Annotated in this window: 15 protein-coding genes; 7 read left to right on the top strand and 8 right to left on the bottom strand. The window is 69.8% G+C overall.

What is annotated here, in order from left to right; translation table 11 throughout:
• The first annotated feature begins 61 nt into the window (after positions 1-61).
• From L942_RS22945 to L942_RS22930, 3 genes are all read left to right on the top strand, one after another.
• Positions 62-1,003 carry an NAD-dependent epimerase/dehydratase family protein gene (locus L942_RS22945; protein WP_037363969.1) on the top strand — a complete coding sequence of 314 codons (942 nt, stop codon included), beginning with the start codon at positions 62-64 and terminating at the stop codon, positions 1,001-1,003.
• 107 nt (positions 1,004-1,110) lie between these two features.
• Entirely contained in the window at positions 1,111-4,509 is a 3,399-nt protein-coding gene (locus tag L942_RS22940) for an aminotransferase class I/II-fold pyridoxal phosphate-dependent enzyme (RefSeq protein ID WP_081655185.1), read from the top strand.
• A gap of 130 nt (positions 4,510-4,639) precedes the next feature.
• Positions 4,640-5,805, top strand: a protein-coding gene (locus tag L942_RS22930; RefSeq protein WP_440201336.1) for an IS3 family transposase whose coding sequence is annotated in 2 segments (ribosomal slippage) — positions 4,640-4,906 and positions 4,909-5,805 — 1,164 coding nt in all. Because the reading frame shifts where the segments join, the coding sequence is not laid out codon by codon here.
• 479 nt (positions 5,806-6,284) lie between these two features.
• Here L942_RS22930 and L942_RS22925 read toward each other — a convergent pair.
• The 4 genes from L942_RS22925 to L942_RS22910 form a co-directional block, all read right to left on the bottom strand.
• Positions 6,285-6,827: a toxin gene (locus L942_RS22925; RefSeq protein ID WP_037363964.1), complete on the bottom strand. Its 543-nt coding sequence runs from the start codon at positions 6,825-6,827 to the stop codon at positions 6,285-6,287.
• Positions 6,824-7,273 carry a helix-turn-helix domain-containing protein gene (locus tag L942_RS22920; RefSeq protein WP_037363963.1) on the bottom strand — a complete coding sequence of 150 codons (450 nt, stop codon included), beginning with the start codon at positions 7,271-7,273 and terminating at the stop codon, positions 6,824-6,826. Before L942_RS22920 ends, L942_RS22925 begins: the two co-directional genes overlap by 4 nt.
• Before the next feature lie 450 nt (positions 7,274-7,723).
• A complete protein-coding gene (locus L942_RS22915; protein ID WP_037363962.1) occupies positions 7,724-8,299 on the bottom strand; it encodes an Rv1733c family protein in 576 nt (191 codons plus the stop codon).
• 553 nt (positions 8,300-8,852) lie between these two features.
• Positions 8,853-9,275 carry a hypothetical protein gene (locus L942_RS22910; RefSeq protein ID WP_037363960.1) on the bottom strand — a complete coding sequence of 141 codons (423 nt, stop codon included), beginning with the start codon at positions 9,273-9,275 and terminating at the stop codon, positions 8,853-8,855.
• A 317-nt stretch (positions 9,276-9,592) separates the two neighbouring features.
• Here L942_RS22910 and L942_RS45520 point away from each other — a divergent pair, with 317 nt between their 5' ends.
• Together L942_RS45520 and L942_RS22900 are read left to right on the top strand one after the other, a co-directional pair.
• The gene (locus L942_RS45520; protein ID WP_158684514.1) at positions 9,593-10,186 is read left to right on the top strand and encodes a GNAT family N-acetyltransferase; all 594 of its coding nucleotides are present in this window, start codon (positions 9,593-9,595) and stop codon (positions 10,184-10,186) included.
• Entirely contained in the window at positions 10,119-10,634 is a 516-nt protein-coding gene (locus tag L942_RS22900) for a TetR/AcrR family transcriptional regulator (RefSeq protein ID WP_235079334.1), read from the top strand. Before L942_RS45520 ends, L942_RS22900 begins: the two co-directional genes overlap by 68 nt.
• Here L942_RS22900 and L942_RS22895 read toward each other — a convergent pair.
• Both L942_RS22895 and L942_RS22890 read right to left on the bottom strand, forming a co-directional pair.
• A complete protein-coding gene (locus tag L942_RS22895; protein ID WP_037363955.1) occupies positions 10,631-11,365 on the bottom strand; it encodes an enoyl-CoA hydratase-related protein in 735 nt (244 codons plus the stop codon). The genes L942_RS22900 and L942_RS22895 overlap by 4 nt on opposite strands.
• The gene (locus tag L942_RS22890; protein ID WP_037363953.1) at positions 11,366-12,562 is read right to left on the bottom strand and encodes a cysteine desulfurase-like protein; all 1,197 of its coding nucleotides are present in this window, start codon (positions 12,560-12,562) and stop codon (positions 11,366-11,368) included.
• Between the two features lie 93 nt (positions 12,563-12,655).
• Between L942_RS22890 and L942_RS22885 the strand changes: the two genes are divergently transcribed.
• Both L942_RS22885 and L942_RS22880 read left to right on the top strand, forming a co-directional pair.
• On the top strand, positions 12,656-13,288 hold the full coding sequence (locus L942_RS22885) for a peptide deformylase (protein ID WP_200862891.1): 633 nt from the start codon (positions 12,656-12,658) through the stop codon (positions 13,286-13,288).
• Positions 13,289-13,374: 86 nt separating this feature from the next.
• Positions 13,375-14,199, top strand: coding sequence for an isocitrate lyase/PEP mutase family protein (locus tag L942_RS22880; RefSeq protein ID WP_037363950.1), 825 nt, complete (start codon positions 13,375-13,377; stop codon positions 14,197-14,199).
• 1,236 nt (positions 14,200-15,435) lie between these two features.
• On the opposite strand, the gene L942_RS22875 is transcribed toward L942_RS22880, so the two are convergent.
• On the bottom strand, positions 15,436-15,927 hold the full coding sequence (locus L942_RS22875) for a methylated-DNA--[protein]-cysteine S-methyltransferase (RefSeq protein WP_037363948.1): 492 nt from the start codon (positions 15,925-15,927) through the stop codon (positions 15,436-15,438).
• On the bottom strand, positions 15,924-17,402 hold the full coding sequence (locus L942_RS22870; protein WP_037364126.1) for an AlkA N-terminal domain-containing protein: 1,479 nt from the start codon (positions 17,400-17,402) through the stop codon (positions 15,924-15,926). The genes L942_RS22875 and L942_RS22870 overlap by 4 nt, the downstream gene beginning before the upstream one ends.

Genomic DNA, 17,402 nt, shown 5'->3' with positions numbered 1-17,402 from the left:
ACGGCGGGCGACCGGGTCGTGAACGGCCGCAACGGGATGCGCCGGTGGCTAGGGTGTCGCCATGAGTCTTCAGGTGGTGCTCGGATACGGACCGGCGGGCGCGGCCACCGCCGCCTTGCTGGCCGGGCAAGAAGAGCGAGTCCGGGTGATCGGCCGCTCGCCCCGGGAAAGCGAACCGGGCATCGAGCACGTCAGCCTCGATGCCGCCGACCAGGCCGCGCTCATCGAAGCGACCAAGGGCGCGACAGCGGTCTACAGCTGCGCGAGCCCTCCTTACCACCGGTGGGCGACAGATTGGCCGCCGCTGCAGGCCTCGATCTGCGCTGCCGCCGAAGCGAACGACGCGCTGCTGGTGTCGCTGGGCAATTTGTACGGATACGGTCCCGTGGATGGTCCACTCACCGAGAATCTGCCGTTCGCGGCCACCGGAACCAAGGGCCGCGTCCGGGCTTTGCTCTCCGAACAACTGCTCGCAATGCACGACGAGGGCCGGATCCGCGCGGTCGAGGTGCGTGCTTCCGATTTCTTCGGCCCCGGAGTGACCGAAGGCGGACATCTCGCCGCCCGGGTGGTGCCGAACGTGCTGCGGGGCAGAAAAGTCCAGGTGCTCGGCGATCCGGACGCTCCGCACAGTTGGACGTACATTTCCGATGTCGCGCGCACGCTGGTCGCGGCCGCGCGCGAAGAAAAGGCGTGGGGGAAGGCGTGGCATGTGCCGACTGGTCCGCCGCGGTCCGCTCGGGTGATGGTGGCGCTGTTGTGCGAGGCGGCCGGAGTGCCTCCGGTGGCTGTGCAACGCCTTTCCCCGACGTTACTCCGGGCGGCCGGCCTGGTTTCGCCGATGGTGCGCGAGCTGCGGGAGGTGCGCTACCAGTTCGACCGTCCCTTCGTGCTCGATTCCCGTGCGGCACAGGAATTCTTCGGCATCGAGCCGACCCGGGAGAAAGATCAATTCGCGGCGACGGTGGCCTGGTGGCGTGATCGGCTGGCTACCGTGAGTTGAGTTGCCTGTGCATTTCTCCGGATAGTGTCCAATACCCTTGAAAAACTGGGTATGAACGGGCAATCTCGGTGTCGACTGGGTGGGAATCGGCACGAGGAAGTCATGCCATGGGGTCTGCTGCAGCTGGGCGGGAAGAATCCGAAAATAGCCAGGACATCGCCGTTGTCGGAATGGGATGCCGTTTTCCGGGGGCGCGCAACGTCAACGAGTACTGGGATCTGCTGAGCGAGCCCAAACCGCAGTTTCGGCGGGTGCCGGATTCGCGGTGGCGGCGCGAGGCGTTCTACCACGACGATTTCCGGGACAGCGGCGCGGTCTACTCCGACCGCATGGCGCTGCTGGAGGACGTCGGCGACTTCGACGCCGGGCACTACAAGATCCCGCCGCGGCGGGCCAAATCGCTCGACCCGCAGCACCGGCTGCTGGTCGACCTGACCCGCGAGGCACTGCAGGACGCGGGGTGGGAAGCCGAGGGCTTCGACCGCGACGACACGTCGGTGATCATGTCGCTCAGCGACAGCGGCTACCGGGACATGAGCACGCTGCACCTGCGGCTGAAGCAGCTGATCGGCGGCGAGTTCGGCCGCGCGGGCGATCCGGCGATGGCCGAGGCGGCGTCCGCGGTCAGCGGGCTGCACGCCACCGCGATGGCCGGGCTGCTGCTCAACATGGGGCCGAGCTCGATCAGCAACGTCTTCGACCTGCACGGCGAGAGCTACGCGCTCGATTCGGCCTGCTCCGGCGGCCTGACCGCGGTGGCGAACGCGGTGTTCGCGCTGCGCGCGGGCCGCTGCCGGATCGCCGTCGCCGGCGGCGCGCAGCTGATCCTGGCCCCGGACCTGTTCGTCGGCCTGTGCCGGATCGGCGCGATCTCGCGCACCGGCGAATGCCGTCCGTTCGACCGCCGGGCCGACGGATTCGTGCTCGGCGAGGGGGCCGGCGTCCTGGTGCTGCGGCCGCTCGCGGACGCCCGGGCCGCGGGCGACCGGGTGTACGCGGTGATCCGCGGCGTCGGGCTGTCCAACGACGGCACGGTCAAGGGCGGCATGATGCCGCAGGAGCCCGGTCAGCTGCTGGCGTTGCGGCGGGCTTACCGGGACGCGCGCGTCGACCCGGCGTCGGTCGGCTTCCTGGAGGCGCACGGCACCGCGACCGCGGTCGGCGACGACGTCGAGATCAGCGCGCTGACCGAGCTGCGCCGCGGCGCGGAGAAGCCGGCCTATCTCGGCGCGGCGAAGTCGGTGGTCGGGCATTCCCTTGGCACCGCCGGAATCGCCGGGCTGATCAAGTCCATTTTGTCCGTCCACAAGGGACAGATTCTGCCGCAGCCGGAGTTCGAACCGGCCGAGCATCTGCCGCTGCGGGAAGCCGGGCTGCGGGTGGCCGGCCAGGTCACACCATGGGACAGCGACGGCCCGCGCCGGGCCGGGGTGAGCGCGTTCGGCTTCGGCGGCTCGAACGTGCACGTGGTCGTCGAGGAGGCGGCGCAGGAAACGCCGCCCGCCGAAACGCCGCGGCTGCTGCTGCTCACCGCGCGGGACCGGGCCGGGCTGGCCCGGCACGCCCGGGAGGTGGCCGAGACCCTCGGCCGCGAGAACCCGTCGCTGGCCGCCGTCGCGGGCGCCCTCGCCCGCCGGACGCTCTTCCCGGAGCGGCTCGCGGTGGCGGCGGACGATGTCGCCGACGCGGTTTCCAAGCTGGTCGCCGCGTCGGTCGCGCTCGAATCCGGGTCGGGCGGCGAGCTGGTTCCGGGCGTGTTCGCCGGCGTGGTGTCGTCGGGGGAGGAGCCGGTCGAGGACGGCCTGCCCGCCGAGCTCGCGCCGCGCGCGGTGACCGGGGCCGGGTTGCGGCCGGTCGCGGACGGCCTGCCTCGCTGCACGCTGCCGCCGAGTCCGCTCAGCCCGAGGCGGCACTGGGTAGTCGACGACGCGAAGCTCGCCAAGGCGCAGACGCTGGAGCCGCTCGGGGCGACCGCCGTACCGGTCGAAGAGCGGGAGGAAACGACTTCGGCGCGGGATGTGCTGGCGGTCGTGCTCGAAGAGGTCGCGCGGACGACGGCGTTTCCGGTCAGCGAGTTGTACGCCGGGCAAGTGCTCGTGGACGACCTCGGGTTCGATTCGCTGATGCTCACCGAGCTGGAGGGGCGGCTGCGGAAGCGGTTCCCGGGGCTGCCGCTGGAGATCGAGCAGTCCGGTGCGCTGACGGTGGGCGCGGTAGCCGGGATGCTCGCTCCGGCAACGGCTTTGGCGCCTTCCGCCGCTCCGGCTCCGGCCGCTCCGGTGCCGTCGTGGGATCCGGGCAGCGCGGCGATCGAGGAGTTCCCGGAGGCGGCGGCGATCGAGGCGCGGCTGAAGGAATTCGACGACCTCGGGGTGCCGAATCCGTATTTCCGCAAGCATCAAGGGCGGATGGACGCGACGACGTCGGTTTCCGGGCGGGAGTATTTGTCCTTTTCCAGCTACAACTATCTCGGGCTGGCCGGGCATCCGGCGGTGACCGCGGCGGTGCACGAGGCGGTGGACCGGTACGGGACTTCCGTGTCCGGCAGCCGGCTGCTCGCGGGGGACCGGGAGCTGTCCCGGGAGCTGGAGACGGAGCTCGCCGCGTTCCTGGGGGTCGAGGACTGTCTCGTGCTGGTGAGCGGGCACGCGACGAACGTCGGCGCGATCGGTCATGTGGTGGGGCCCGGGGACCTGATCGTGCACGATTCGCTGGCGCACGACAGCATCCTGCAGGGCTGCGCGCTTTCCGGCGCCACCCGGCAACCGTTCCCGCACAACGACATGGCGCGGCTGGAAGACGTGCTGCGCCGGTCGCGGTCACGGTTCCGTCGGGTGCTGATCGTCGTTGAAGGCGTGTACAGCATGGACGGCGATCTCGCCGATTTGCCCGCGCTGATCGAACTCAAGCGGCGCTACGGGGCGTTGCTGATGGTGGACGAGGCGCACAGCATCGGCACGATGGGGCCGCGCGGGGCGGGGGTCGGCGATCATTTCGGGGTCGATCGCTCTGGGGTCGATTTGTGGATGGGCACGTTGTCCAAGTCTCTGGCCGGGTGCGGGGGGTATCTGGCCGGGTCGGCTCGAACGGTTCGGTGGCTGCGGTATTCCTTGCCCGGGTTTGTTTACAGCGTAGGGATTACCCCGGCCAATGCGGCGGCTTCTCTTGCGGCTCTGCGGGTTTTGCGGGAGGAGCCGGAGAGGTTGGTGCGGTTGCGGGGGAATTCTCGGCTGTTCCTGGAGTTGGCTGGTTCGGCTGGGTTGCCGACCGGGTCGGCTGGGGGGACGCCGATCGTGCCCTGTGTGGTCGGGGGGTCGGAGGTCGCGTTGCGGCTGGCTTCTTCGTTGTACGAGCGTGGGGTTGTGGTGGATCCGATTCTTTATCCGGCGGTGGAGGAGTCGCTGGCTCGGTTGCGGTTTTTCGTTACCAGTGAGCATCGGGAGGAGCAGCTGCGGTATGCGGTGGGGGTGGTGAGGGAGGAGCTTGCTCTGCTGAGGGAGGGGTGATCGGCTCGTCGCCTGGCGGCGACATTGCTGTGGTGAGTTGCGTGGGGCACCCCGAAGCTTGATTGTGTGAGGTTCCCCCGGCGGGTCGGACACTTTGATCCTTGGCTTTGGCCTGGGGAAGGATGTGTTTGTGTCTGGTTCGTCGAAGTATCCGCAGGAGTTTCGGCGGGACGCGGTCGCGTTGGCGCGGTCGTCGGCTCGTCCGTTGGCGCAGGTGGCTCGTGAGCTGGGGGTGAATCACGAGACCCTGCGCACGTGGGTGCGGGCCGCCGACCGCGCCGACGAAGCGGCCGCGTCCGGCGGGGACGCGGCCGAGCGGGAGCTGCGCGCGTTGCGCAAACGGGTCGCCGAGCTGGAGAAGGAGAAGGAGATCCTGCGCAAAGCGGCCGCCTATTTCGCGCAGGAGATGGATCGTTGACCCGCAGCTACCGGTTCATCTCCGCCCACCGCGCCGCCTACGGCGTCGCCCGGCTGTGCCGAGTCCTCGGGGTCCGCCGCCCGGGGTTCTACGAATGGCTCGCCGCCGCCCCGGCCCGCGCACACCGCGCGCGGGCCGAGGACCGGCTCGCCCAGGAAATCGCCGGGATCCACGCCGCCCACCACGGCGCCTACGGCAGCCCCCGCGTCACCGCCGAACTGCGCCGCCGCGGCGAAACGGTCAACCACAAGAAGGTCGAGCGGATCATGCGCGACCGCGGCATCGCCGGGAACACCCGCCGCCGGCCCCGGTCATTGACCAGGCCGGACAAAGCCGCTGCCGCACCGGACCTGATCGGCCGCGAGTTCACCGCCGACGCCCCCGGCCAGCGGCTGACCGGGGACATCACCTACCTGCCCACCGAAGAGGGCTGGCTCTATCTCGCGACCGTGCTCGACCTGCACACCCGCGAAATCGTCGGCCACGCCCTCGCCCCGCACATGCGCGCCGGCTTGGTCTGCGACGCCATCACCCTCGCCGCGGACCGCGGCCTGACCGGCCCGGGCACGGTGTTCCACTCCGACCGCGGCACCCAATACCAATCAACAGAATTCCGCCGCACCCTCGCCGCCCTCGGGATCCGGGCCTCGATGGGCCGGACCGGGTCCTGCTACGACAACGCCGCCGCCGAATCCTTCTTCGCCACCCTCAAAACCGAAATCGGCACCCGCACCTGGACCACCCGCCGGCAAGCCAGGCAAGCGGTTTTCGCCTACCTCGCCTACTACAACCACCACCGACTGCACTCCACACTCGGCTACCGCACACCCCACGAAACCCGACTCAGCTACCCTCACCACCACGCCCACGCAGCATGAAACCCGGTGTCCGATCCCCGGGGGAAACCTCAGTGCTGACGGGCGGTGGGTCCTTGTCAAGGCGGGAAAGCGTGCCTTGACAAGCACCCACCGCCCGCAGGGAGGCTTCGTATCGGGGTGCAGGGCGGGGGCTGGGTGCCTCGGTGGGTGGGTGCGGTGGCTGCGGTTTATGGGGTGGGTGCCTCGATCGTTGGGTGTGGCGGCTGCGGTTTCGTGGTGGGGCTTGCGTCCCAATGGCGCGTTGGGCGAGTGGGGACCGAATGCCGCACTGGGTGGGCAGGGTGCGCCGAACGCCGCGTCGGGACTGCGGTGTCGCCCTAGCGGCGGAGTTGGGTCGTGAAGGGCACCTTGAGGGAATCTACGTCTGTGAAGGGGCCCCTCACAGCCGGGAGCGGAAGCGAGGCGGCGGCGGGTCGTGAGGGGAACCCTGAGGGAATCAGATTCCGTGAAGGCGGCCCTCACGACAGCGGAGCGTGGAACTACAGCAGCGAGCGCTCGATCCGGTCCATCGGCTTCTCTCCCGGCTTGGGAGTTTCCTCGATGGGTTTCGCCGGAGTGCCCATGCGTTCCGAGAGCAGGAAGGCGATGATCTCGGCCTCCTGCTCCTGTGCGTCGTCGTAGGTGGCGCGCATCAGCATGTCCCGGACGATGTCCGGGTCCAGGTTGGGGAACAGCGAGCGGGCGCTCTCGTCGTCCAGGAGACCCGAGCCGCGATGACAGCAGATGATGTGACCCAGCTCGTGCAAGATGATGTGCTCCTGGTGCGCCCCGGTGGTGTTGGCGTCGAAGAAGATCAGGTCCTCGCCTCGCGCGGCGACCCACATGCCGCACGGGTGCGACGCGGGCATCGGCAGCGGCACGAGGGTGATCGGCCGTTCGCGGATCTCGCCCAGGCGGGCGCAGAGGGTGGCCAGGTCGTACTTCGGCGGAAGGCCGAGTTCGGCGATCCGGCGGGCGCCTTCGTCGCGCATCCGCCGCAGTTGCTCGCGCCGCTGCGGGGCTTCGGACGGGGTGCCGGTCACTGCGCCGCTTCGTCCGTGACCGGGGGCAGCCCCTGCATCTTGCGGTATTGGTCCATGATCGTGGTGATCGCCTGCAAGTTTTCCTCGCGCATGCCCGCCGCGCGCATCGCGACCGCGCGGACGCCTGCCTGGCGCATCGCCTCCACCGCCGCCAGTTCGGACAGCACCGACCCGGCGACGTCGTCGTCGAAGAAGTACGCGACCGAGACTCCGAAGAACTTCGCCAGCGCGGCCAGCAGCTCCTGAGACGGATTGGTCCGTTTGCCCGTGCGCAGCTGAGACAAGTACACCGCGCCGACCTTCAGCTCCGGCGTGGCCCGCTTCAGTTCGGCTGCCACCTCGGCGTTCGTCCAGTGCCTCCCCTGCGGGCGCACCGTGCGGAAGAGGTCGTCGAGTCTGGAGGCCAGGGTGGGCCGGTCATCCGCCGGCTGAGTGTCTTCGGACATGCTGCTACGCCCCTCCAGTTGCAGCTGATTGCTCTCAGCTAAGGCGACTATCTCAGATTAGCTCACAGTTGACAATCGCCGGAGGGCTCCACAAGACTGTGCCTCGACGAGATAGCTGGTGGCTAACTCGCCGCATTCCGGGCAGAGCGGCAGGCGTAGTACCGGCCCGGGGCGACGCTGGGGGTGTCGCCCCGCTCGGTCCGCCGAGGCCGGGTCCGGAGGCAGCAGACGCGTCAGCGAACTGCCTCCGGACCCGGCGCACTACGCGCTGGTGACTCCTCGTTGAGAGCGGAAAGCTCGACGGCTGGGCGCGCCTGCGGGTACGGAACTTTGGGGGTGCAGCGGTCGGCTGCCGGACTGGCGGATCGCGCCTGCCCGGCAGCCGACCGCGCTAGTGCCGGAGGGGTCCCGGTGTGGAACTTCCGGCTAGCACCGTGGCCGGCGAAGCTGTCAGCGAACCGCTTCCGGTCCGGCGAACTGCGCCCATTCGGCCGCCCACTGCGCCGCGCGCCGGTGGTCGAGCACTCGCCGCGCCACCCAGAACGCACCGCCCAGCACGCCGACCGCGCACAGCCAGCAGAAGGCCGCGACGAGCACGCCGTTGGTGACCGCGTCCGCGTGCGTCAGCGGGGCGGTGGTCTGCTTGCCGGAGTCGTCGAGCCAGATCTCGGTGGTCGAGCCCTCGGTCGCGGAAGCGGCGGGCACCGTGATGACGCCGGTGCGCTGCGCGCTGTTCGGCGGTTTCCAGACCGCGTTGACGCGCGCGGTGTTCGCGATCGGCGCGCTGTCGCCCACGGAAGCGGCCGGCTGCGCGGCCGTCGTGAGCACCGTGGCGGTGACCTGGTGTCGCGACTGCAGCTGCGCGTCCGACGCGGCGGTTTCCGCAGCGATGTCCTCGCTGCCGATCATCATCGCGAAGGGAATCGCGATGAGCGCCAGCAGCGCGACAATCCCGGCGAGTAGGCCTTCGATCCGGTCCGACCGCCGCACGAGCGGGTTGCGCGCCGCGCCGAGCCGTCGGAGCAATCGTTTGCCAGGGTGTGGTGGTCTGCCTGCCCGAGTCCTGTTCCGCATGCCTCTCATGGTCCTCTTTCGCGCGCGCGAGCGCTGTGTCCCGCACAACGTTTTTCACGTTTTTCCTGGGGATCCGGTGTGTTTTCGCTTACCCCTGCGCCTGGGGTTTACCCATGTGGGTGACGGCGAGCGGGCCGACGGGCGGTTGCGGGCTGGCTCGAGTGGTCCAGGCCAATGGCGCGCGGGTGCGTACGCGTTGACTGGATTGATCTTTCGCCGAACCCGGACGCAGATGGGTTGCGGGGGCGAAGGTTCGGTGGCGCGGTCGCCCGGCGGATCGTCTGATTCGCACGGTTCGCCTTGGCGGGCAAGCGATCTTGTGGTCTGGCGCACCGGACGGCGGGCACGACTGTGCGCCGGAAGTTCGCATGGAGGCAACCGCGGGTTTCCGGCACGGACAGCCCGGGCGGGGCGCGTCTGCCCGGGTCGCGGCGAAAAGGCGCACTGCCGTCCGGCCCGGAATCGGGAACAAACCGCGGGGGCGGTCCCGATCTCCGGGAACCATTCAGTCGACCAGTCGAATCGTCGTGGTTTCGCTGTACGAACGGCGCCGGGTGATCCCGTGTTCGGCGACGATTCCCAACTGGATGCTGCGATCTGCCGGCGCCCAGTAGCCCGTGCGCACGAAATAGCCGTCCATTGTGCAGAGCCGGTTCGCGCTCTTGCGGGAACTGATCGGTTCCCAGCCCCATTGCCGTCCGCTCTCCTCGACGCCGTTGCGCCGCACGTGCAGCCTCGGGTTGCCGATCTCCCGGCAGTACGCGCTGCCGTCCGCGATGTACAGCACGCCGTCGACCTTGTAGAACCGCTTGCCGTCCAACAGGCTCACCTGGCCGGACAGGGTGAAGTGCACCCGGCCGCCATTGTCCCCGTCCATCGTCCAGTCGAGGCAGAATTCCTTCGTCGGAACCTCGAGCGACTGGGTCATGGCCGTTTCTCCTTTGCTCGCTGCCGGAGCGTCCAGGAAAATATAGGGAAGAAACGCGTTCCCGGGAGGTGTCGGGAACCGTTTTCACCCAAAGAGGCCTCGCGGCCACGCATCGTGGTCAAGGCCCGATTAATCGATGGAATTACCGCCGTTGGGGTATCGCGGATACGATAAGTGAATTCTCCTTGCCCGAAACCGGTGGCCGCTCGCCGCTCGCGGGTCCGGCGAGCCGCACGTCCCGTGTCGGCAGCGTGACAACCTTCATGACGCTTGTCATAGGCGCGGCGGTGTGCGATCCTCGGATTATGACGACTGTCATGACCGCCGTGCGACCGGCCACCGCCGGTTCCGTGGCCGCCCTTGTCCGTGCCTGCTCGCCGGAATCGCTGAGCCGCCGGTTCACCCTCGGCGGCCCGATCGAACCGGACGCGGTGCTGGCCCGGTACCAGCGATTCCTCCTCGCCAGCACCGCGCTGGCCGCCGAGGTTTCCGGCGTGCCCGCCGGTCTGCTCAACGCGGTCCCGGAGGACGACGGCCGGGTAGAACTGGGGCTGCTCGTCGCCGACCGGTGGCAGCGGCGGGGCATCGGCCGCGGCCTGGTCGGGCTGGCCGCTGAGCGGTGGCGAGGCCGGACGCTGCACGCCACCGTGCAGGAGGGCAACGTCGCTGCGGAAGGATTGCTGCGGGCGTGCGGGTTCCGCTTCGTCCCGGGGTACGGCGGCGAGAACGAGTACCAGCTGACGGTCACGGAGGAGACGCTCGATGACGGAACGGCCGGCGCGCGACCGGATGGTCTTCAGCGCTGCGCAGTTGCTGCGTACGCAGGGCTTGAGCGGCACCGGGATGCGCGAGGTGGTAGCGCATGCCGAAGCGCCGCGGGGATCGCTGCAGCACTACTTCCCCGGCGGTAAGGAACAGCTGTTCGGCGAGGCGATCGATTGGACCGGCCGCTACGCCGCGCGCCGCGTGACGCGCGCCATGAAGTCTCTCGCGGATCCGACGCCGTCCGCGCTCTTCGCCGCGGTTGTCGAGTACTGGCGCGCGGAGTTTCTCGAGATCGGCTACGACTACGGCTGTCCGTTAGTAGCGACAGTCGCCGACACAGCGGCGTCTAGCGAACCGCTGCGCGAGCGCGCGAACGACGCCTTCGCGCAGTGGCGGAAGCCCATCGTGTCCGCGCTGCAGCAGATGGGCGTGCCGGCGGCGCGCGCTGCTTCGTTGGCGGTGTTGATGATCAGTGCGCTTGAAGGGGCCATCGTGTTGGCGCGCGTGGAGCGTACGGTGACGGCGCTCGACACCGTGGTCGAAGAGCTGGGTCCAGTTCTCGACGCAGCAGTGGACAAGCGCCGCCGTCGCTAGCGCCGGTTGAGCTTCGCGCGCAAGGTTTCGACCGTGTGCGGGTCGTGCAGCAGTTCCGCGAAGTGCTTGGACTCAGACTCCATTCGCTCCTCGACGCTCAGGTCGGTGCGGTCGTGCAACAGCGCGCGCGTCGTCGTCACCGCGCGTACTGATCGCTCGGCCAGCGTCGCGACGCGTTCCGAGACCCGCGTACGCAGCGCTGTCTCATCAGAGAGCACTTCGTTGACCAACCCGAGTTGCGCCGCTTGAGCCGCAGGCAGCCGTTCGCCGAACAGCAGCAGCTCCGTCGCCCGCTGTGGGCCGACCCGCCGCGGCAGCGCGTAGCTGCTGCCGAACTCCGGCACCAGCCCCAACGGTACGAAGGGGAACTGCAGGTAGCTGCGTTCGGTGGCGTAGACGAGGTCGCAGTGCAGCAGCAGGGTTGCGCCAATACCGACCGCGGGACCGTCGACCGACGCGACCACCACCGCCTGCGTTGCGAGCAGCGCCTCCTGAAAGACCCGCGCGGGCGTCTTCGTGTTGTCGCCGGCTTCGTGCGCGAGGAAGTCCCCGAGGTCGTTGCCCGCGGTGAACGCGCCGCCAGCTCCGGTCAGTACGGCGATCGGTGTGCGGACAGCGTCGAAGGCGTCCGCGAGGGCGAGGTACATCGCCTTCGTGAGTGCGTTCCGCTTCTCCGGGCGGTTGATGGTGACGGTGGTGACCTGTCCGTCGACAGTCGTCTCGATGCTCATTCACAGCTCCGCAACAGCAGCGAGCAGCAGATCGACTTCCGCTGCAGTCGTGTACGGCGCGATGCCCGCGCGTACGGCACCAGTGTCGCCAAGACCGAGATGCCGTGCGCACTCGATGGCGTAGAAGGTCGAAGCAGGCGCGTTGATCCCACGCGCTCCGAGGCGCTCGTACACCGCCTGCGGGGTCAAGTCGGTGACTGTGAACAGCACGGTCGGCGTACGGCGTCGCGTCGGCGAGCCGTAGCGCACGACGCGCGGCAAGGCCGCGAGTCCGTTCTCCAATCGCTGCAGCAGCGCGTCTTCGTGCTCTTCGAGCGCACTCAGCGACGTACGCAAACGCTCGCGGCGACTGCCTTCGCTCGGCACGAGGTCGGCCAGGAAGTCGATAGCCGCGGTGGTGCCCGCGAGAAGTTCGTACGGCAACGTACCCAGCTCGAAACGCTCCGGGACCGCGTTGCTCGACGGAAGCAGCTTGTCCGGCTGCAGCGTCTCCAGGAGGTCCGGCGCGGCCACGAGGAGACCGAGGTGCGGGCCGAGGAACTTGTACGGCGAGCAGGCGTAGAAGTCTGCCCCCAGGGCGGCGATGTCGACCGGCGCGTGCGGCGTCAGGTGCACGCCGTCCACATAGCTCAGCGCGCCTGCCTCACGGACCGCCCGGGTAATCGCCGGGAGGTCGGGCCGCGTGCCCAGGAGGTTCGACGCCGCGGTGACCGCGACCAGCCGCGTCCGGTCACTGAGCAGGTCCGTAATCGAGGACGTCGGCAACTCGCCTGTCTCAGGATCGAAGTCCGCCCAGCGGACAGTCGCCCCGCGTGCTTCGGCGGCTTGTACCCAGGGCCGGACGTTGGCGTCGTGGTCCAAGCGGGTGACGACGACCTCGTCTCCTGGGCCCCAGTTCTTCGCGAGCGTGCGGGAGAAGTCGTAGGTCACCTGGGTCATGCTGCGCCCGAACACGACGCCCTCTGGACGTGCGCCGAGCAGGTCAGCGACGGCTTGCCTGGCTTCGCGCACGACTCCGTCCGCGCGGCGCTCGGCCGCGGTGACGGTGCCGCGGTTCGCGATGGCGGCGCAGAGGGTCGAGGACACTGCTTCGCCGACCACGTCCGGGACCTGGGAGCCACCAGGTCCGTCGAAGTGGGCAGCGCCGTTCTCGAGTGCGGGGAAGTGCTTGCGGATCGCGTTCACGTCGTAGGCCACGGCTGCCAGCTTGCCTGATGCCCGGGCGAGTGTCGTGCTCCGCGCGGGTGCGATCATGCCGCTGTCCCGTTGCCCTTGGAAAGGGGTTCGCTGGTGCTTGCCGAACAGGTGGAAAAACTGCTCGCCCAGCCGTTGCCGTGGCCGATCGTGCAGGCAGGCGACCCCGTGCTGCGCGCCGCTGCCCGGCCGTACGAGGGCGAACTGAGCGGCGACATGCTGTCCGCGCTGATCGCGGGCATGAAGGAGACCATGCACGCCGCGCCCGGGGTCGGTCTCGCGGCGCCCCAGATCGGCTTGTCGGTGCGGATCGCGGTCGTCGAGGACGGTGCCCGCGAACGCCCCGGCGTCGCCGAATCCACCCTCGCCACCCGCGGGATCGTCCCGTTGCCGTTCCGCGTGCTGGTGAACCCGACATACACCCGAGTCGGCGACGAAACCGCCGCGTTCTTCGAAGGCTGCCTGAGCGTGCACGGCTGGCAGGCGGTCGTCGCGCGAGCCCTGCGGATCCGGCTGCGCGGCGCGGACGAAACCGGCGCGGCCCTGGACGAGGAATTGTCCGGCTGGCCAGCGAGAATCGTGCAGCACGAGACCGACCATCTGCACGGCATCCTGTACCTCGACCGAGCCGAACTGCGCTCGCTGTCCACGCACGAGGCCGTCGCCCGCCGCTGGACCCAGCCGACCCCCGCCGACGCCGCCCGCGAACTGGGTTTCGACCTCCCCTGACTCTTTCCGCGCCGTTTTTGTCGGTGGCCGCTGATACGTTCCTCCGCAGTCGCCCCGCCCGGGGCCCGCCACTGGGGAGGAACCTCATGAACTCGTTGCCAGACAAGGCAAAACTCTTCCGCGACCTGCACTCGGCGGACGTTCTCGTGCTGCCGAACGCCTGGGACGCGGGCAGCGCCGTCGCCATCGAACGCGCTGGCGCACCCGCGATCGCGACCACCAGCGGAGGCGTCTCCTGGGCACTGGCCCGCGGTGACGGACAGCATCTCTCGCGCGAGGAAATGCTGTCGGTGATCGCGCACATCGCCGCGGCAGTAGAGGTCCCCGTCACCGCCGACATCGAAGGCGGCTACGGCCTGGCACCCTCGGCCGTAGCCGAAACCGTGACCGGCGTCGTCGAAGCCGGTGCGGTAGGCGTGAACCTGGAAGACTCCCGCGCCGGCACCGCCACCCTCTTCACCCCGGACGAACAGGCAGAACGCTTCACCGCAGCCCGCGCCGCCGCCGCGACGGCCGGTCTTTCCGAGCTGTGGATCAACGCCCGCACGGACGTCTATCTCTTCGGAATCGGCGAACCCTCCGGCCGCTTCGCCGAGGTGCTGACCCGAGCCCGCGTCTACGCCGACGCCGGAGCGGACAGCATCTTCGTCCCCGGCCTGGTGGACGTCGAGGTCCTGGCGGAACTGGCAAAGTCCTCACCAATCCCGGTGAGCGCCATGGCTGGCCCCGGCGCACCCCCGGTGGCAGACCTAGCCGCGGCTGGCGTGCGTCGCGTGAGCGTGGGCACGGCCATCGCCCAAGCCGCCTACTCCCTGGCCCACCACGCGGCCGCGGAGATGCTGAAGCAGGGGACCTACGGGGAGGTGACCGGCGCACTGGACTTCGGCACGGTGAATGGCTGGTTCAACTGAACCCGCGCGCGGGCCTGGCTCCGATCAGTTGCCGGGGTGAGCTGGTCGCGGGGTGAGCGGCGATCTGGTGGATCGGGCTTGGCCGGCGGAGGCGGGGATCCGGTTTGGCCTGGCCTGGCGAGGCGAGCCACGTTGTCCCGCGCTTTGCCGGGCCAGCTGCAGCGCGTCCGATCCGCGGGTGAGAGCCGAGCTGCGCTTTCGAGCCGCGCTTTGCGGAATCGAGACGACCGGACGAGGTTTGGATCGTCCTCGCTGGCGTGCGAGCCGGGTGTGCAGGGCCAGGTGGCGAGCGATCGGAGCCAGATGTGCAGGCGGAGTCAGTCGCGCAGGTAGAGCGGCCTATGCAGGCGAGGCGCGCAGGCCGAGCGAGGGGCGCGGGCGGAGGGAGTCGTGCACGCGAGTGCCGGGCGGAGTGAGCCGTGTGGGCGAGTCGTGGTTGGAGTGAGCTGTGTGGGTGGGGTGTGCAGGCCCGGACGAGGCGTACAGGCGGAGGGAGTCGCGCAGGGCGGAGTGAGCCAGGTAAGTGAGGCGTACAAGGTCGGGTGAGGCGTGCGGACGTGCAGGCGGAGGGAGTCGCGTGGGCGGAAGGGCCAGACGTGCGGGCGGAGGGAGTCGCGCAGGTAGAGCGGTCTATACAGGCGAGGCGCGCAGGCCGAGCGAGTGCGGGCGAAGGGAGCCACGCAGGGCGGGCTGGTGGGCGGAGCGAGCCGTGTAGGCGAGGCGTGCAGACGGGTTGAGACCTCGACTGGGCCCAATTCACCCGGCCCAGCCCGACATCGCTTGTGGTCGGCGCGGAGGGCGAGGTTTCGGCTCGGCCGAAACCCCAGTCACCCGGCCCTGGTCGGTGCGGCACAGTCCGATTCGGACCTGTGCGCTTCGCTCGTCGCGGGCCGAATCACGTGAACCCGCGTTAGTGAGCCCTTCCCGCACCGCCCGGCCGGAGGCAATCCCCTCACCTTGAGGCGGGACAGGTATCGCTCGCTTGGCTCAAGCCCGGAGCCCTGTCCAGTCCTGGGCGATCTGGTCTTGGCGGCTTGGCCGAGTTCGGGCCGTCCTGCCGGGGCCAGCCCTGCTAACTTCGCCCGTGCCTGAGCGCGCTCGGCCCAAGAAGCTAGCTGGTCTCGTGCCCTTGGCCAGGAGCCGAGCTGCTCAGCCTGAGCAAGCCGGTCACGTGGCCCGGAGAGCCCGCCCAGCTGACCCCGGGCCAGCCCGCTGAAAGTGCACCCCGTCCCCTGCTCACCCCGCGACCAGCCGCCGACCCCGTTCCAGTTCCAGCAATCTCCGTTTGCATTCCACCCCAGCCGCGTAGCCGGTCAGTGATCCGTCGCTGCCCAGCACCCGGTGGCATGGCACCACGATGCCGATGGGGTTCCGGCCGTTCGCCAGGCCGACCGCGCGGGACGCCGTCGGGCGGCCGATCGATTCGGCCAGCTCTCGGTAGGTCGTCGTTTCGCCGTAGGGGATGCGCAGGAGCGCCCGCCACACCGTCTCTTGGAAAGGAGTGCCACGGAAAGCTAACGGAAGATCGAACTCGGCTCGGGTACCGGCGAAATATTCGTTCAGCTGACGGGTCGCCGCGATGAACGGGCGGTCGTCTCGGTCGCCGAAGGCGGCGCGGGGCGGGCGGTACTGCTCGTCGCCGATGTACAGGCCGGCCAGGCTGCCGTCGCGGGCCAGGAGGGTGAGCGGGCCTTCGGGGCTGTCGATGACGGTGTGCACCACGGTCATGCCGATTCCTCCGCGGGAATCCGGTTGATCGGGTGGTCGCCGGTCGCCCACAGGTGTTGGACCGCGTACGCGCGCCACGGCTGCCACCGGCTGGCGTGGGCGATCAGTGCGGCTGGACTCGTTGGCAGGCCTAGGGTTTCGGCGGCGATCTTCACGCCCAGGTCGGTCGCGACGAAGGCGTCCGGATCGCCGAGGGCGCGCATGGCGATGCTTTCGACCGTCCACGGGCCGAAACCCGGCAGGGCGGCCAGTTGCGCGCGGGCGCGGACCCAGTCGCCGGCGGTCAGGTCGAGGTCGCCGCAGGCCAGGGCCGATACGAGACCCAGGAGGGTCGCGCGGCGGGACTTCGGCATGGCCAGCGTTTCCGGGTCCAGGTTCGCCAATGCCTCGGGCGACGGGAACAGGTGGGTCAGGCCGCCTTCCCGGTCCTCGATCGGGGTGCCGTGCGCCAAGACCAGGCGGGCCGCGTGGGTGCGGGCGGCTGCGGTCGAGACCTGCTGGCCGAGGACCGCTCGCACGGCGAACTCGGCCGCGTCGGTCGTGCGCGGGACGCGCCTGCCGGGAGCGGCGGCGACCAGGGGAGCGAGGGTCGGGTCCGCGGCGAGTTGCTCGTCGACGGCCACCGGGTCGGCGTCCAGGTCCAGCAGCCAGCGGCAGCGGCTGATCGCGGCGGACAGATCGCGCAGGTCGGTCAGGCTGAGGCGGCACGCGACGTGGTCCGGTTCCGGGCGGAGGGAGACCACGCCGTGGCCGTGCGGCAGTCGCAGCGTGCGGCGGTAAGCGCCGTCTCGCCATTCCTCGACGCCCGGGACCGCGGTGGCGATCAGGTGTCCGAACAGGTTGTCCGGACACAGCGGCCGACGGAACGGGAGCCGCAGCGACAGCACGCCGGGCGACTTGGTTCGCTTGCCGCCGCGGACGCGTGCGCGCAATTCGCTCGGCGTCAGGGCGTAGACGGCCCGCACGGTTTCGTTGAATGTCCGGATGCTGGAGAACCCGGCGGCGTGCGCGATGTCGCTCATCGGCATCGTCGTGGTTTCGATCAGCAACCGGGCGGTCTCGGCACGCTGGGCCCGGGCGAGGGCGAGCGGGCCAGCGCCCAGTTCGGCCTGCACCTGGCGCTCCACCTGCCGGACGCTGTACCCGAGCCGCGCGGCCAGCCCCTGCACGCCTTCCCGGTCGACGACCCCGTCGCCGATCAGGCGCATCGCGCGCGCCACGACGTCGGCGCGTTCGTTCCACTGCGGCGAACCCGGCGACGCGTCGGGCCGGCAGCGTTTGCAGGCGCGGAACCCGGCGGCCTGCGCGGCGGCCGCGCTCGGGTAGAAGCGCATGTTCTCGACCTTGGGCGGCACCACCGGGCAACTCGGCCGGCAGTAGATCCGCGTGGTCAGCACCGCGGTGAAGAACCACCCGTCGAACCGGTCGTCCTTCGACTGCACCGCGCGGATACAGCGTTCGGTCTCCTCGTACAC

This window comes from Amycolatopsis orientalis DSM 43388 (assembly GCF_000411975.1).
In the GTDB taxonomy this organism is placed as follows: domain Bacteria; phylum Actinomycetota; class Actinomycetes; order Mycobacteriales; family Pseudonocardiaceae; genus Amycolatopsis; species Amycolatopsis orientalis_D.
This window is presented reverse-complemented; position numbering and strand designations above follow the sequence as displayed.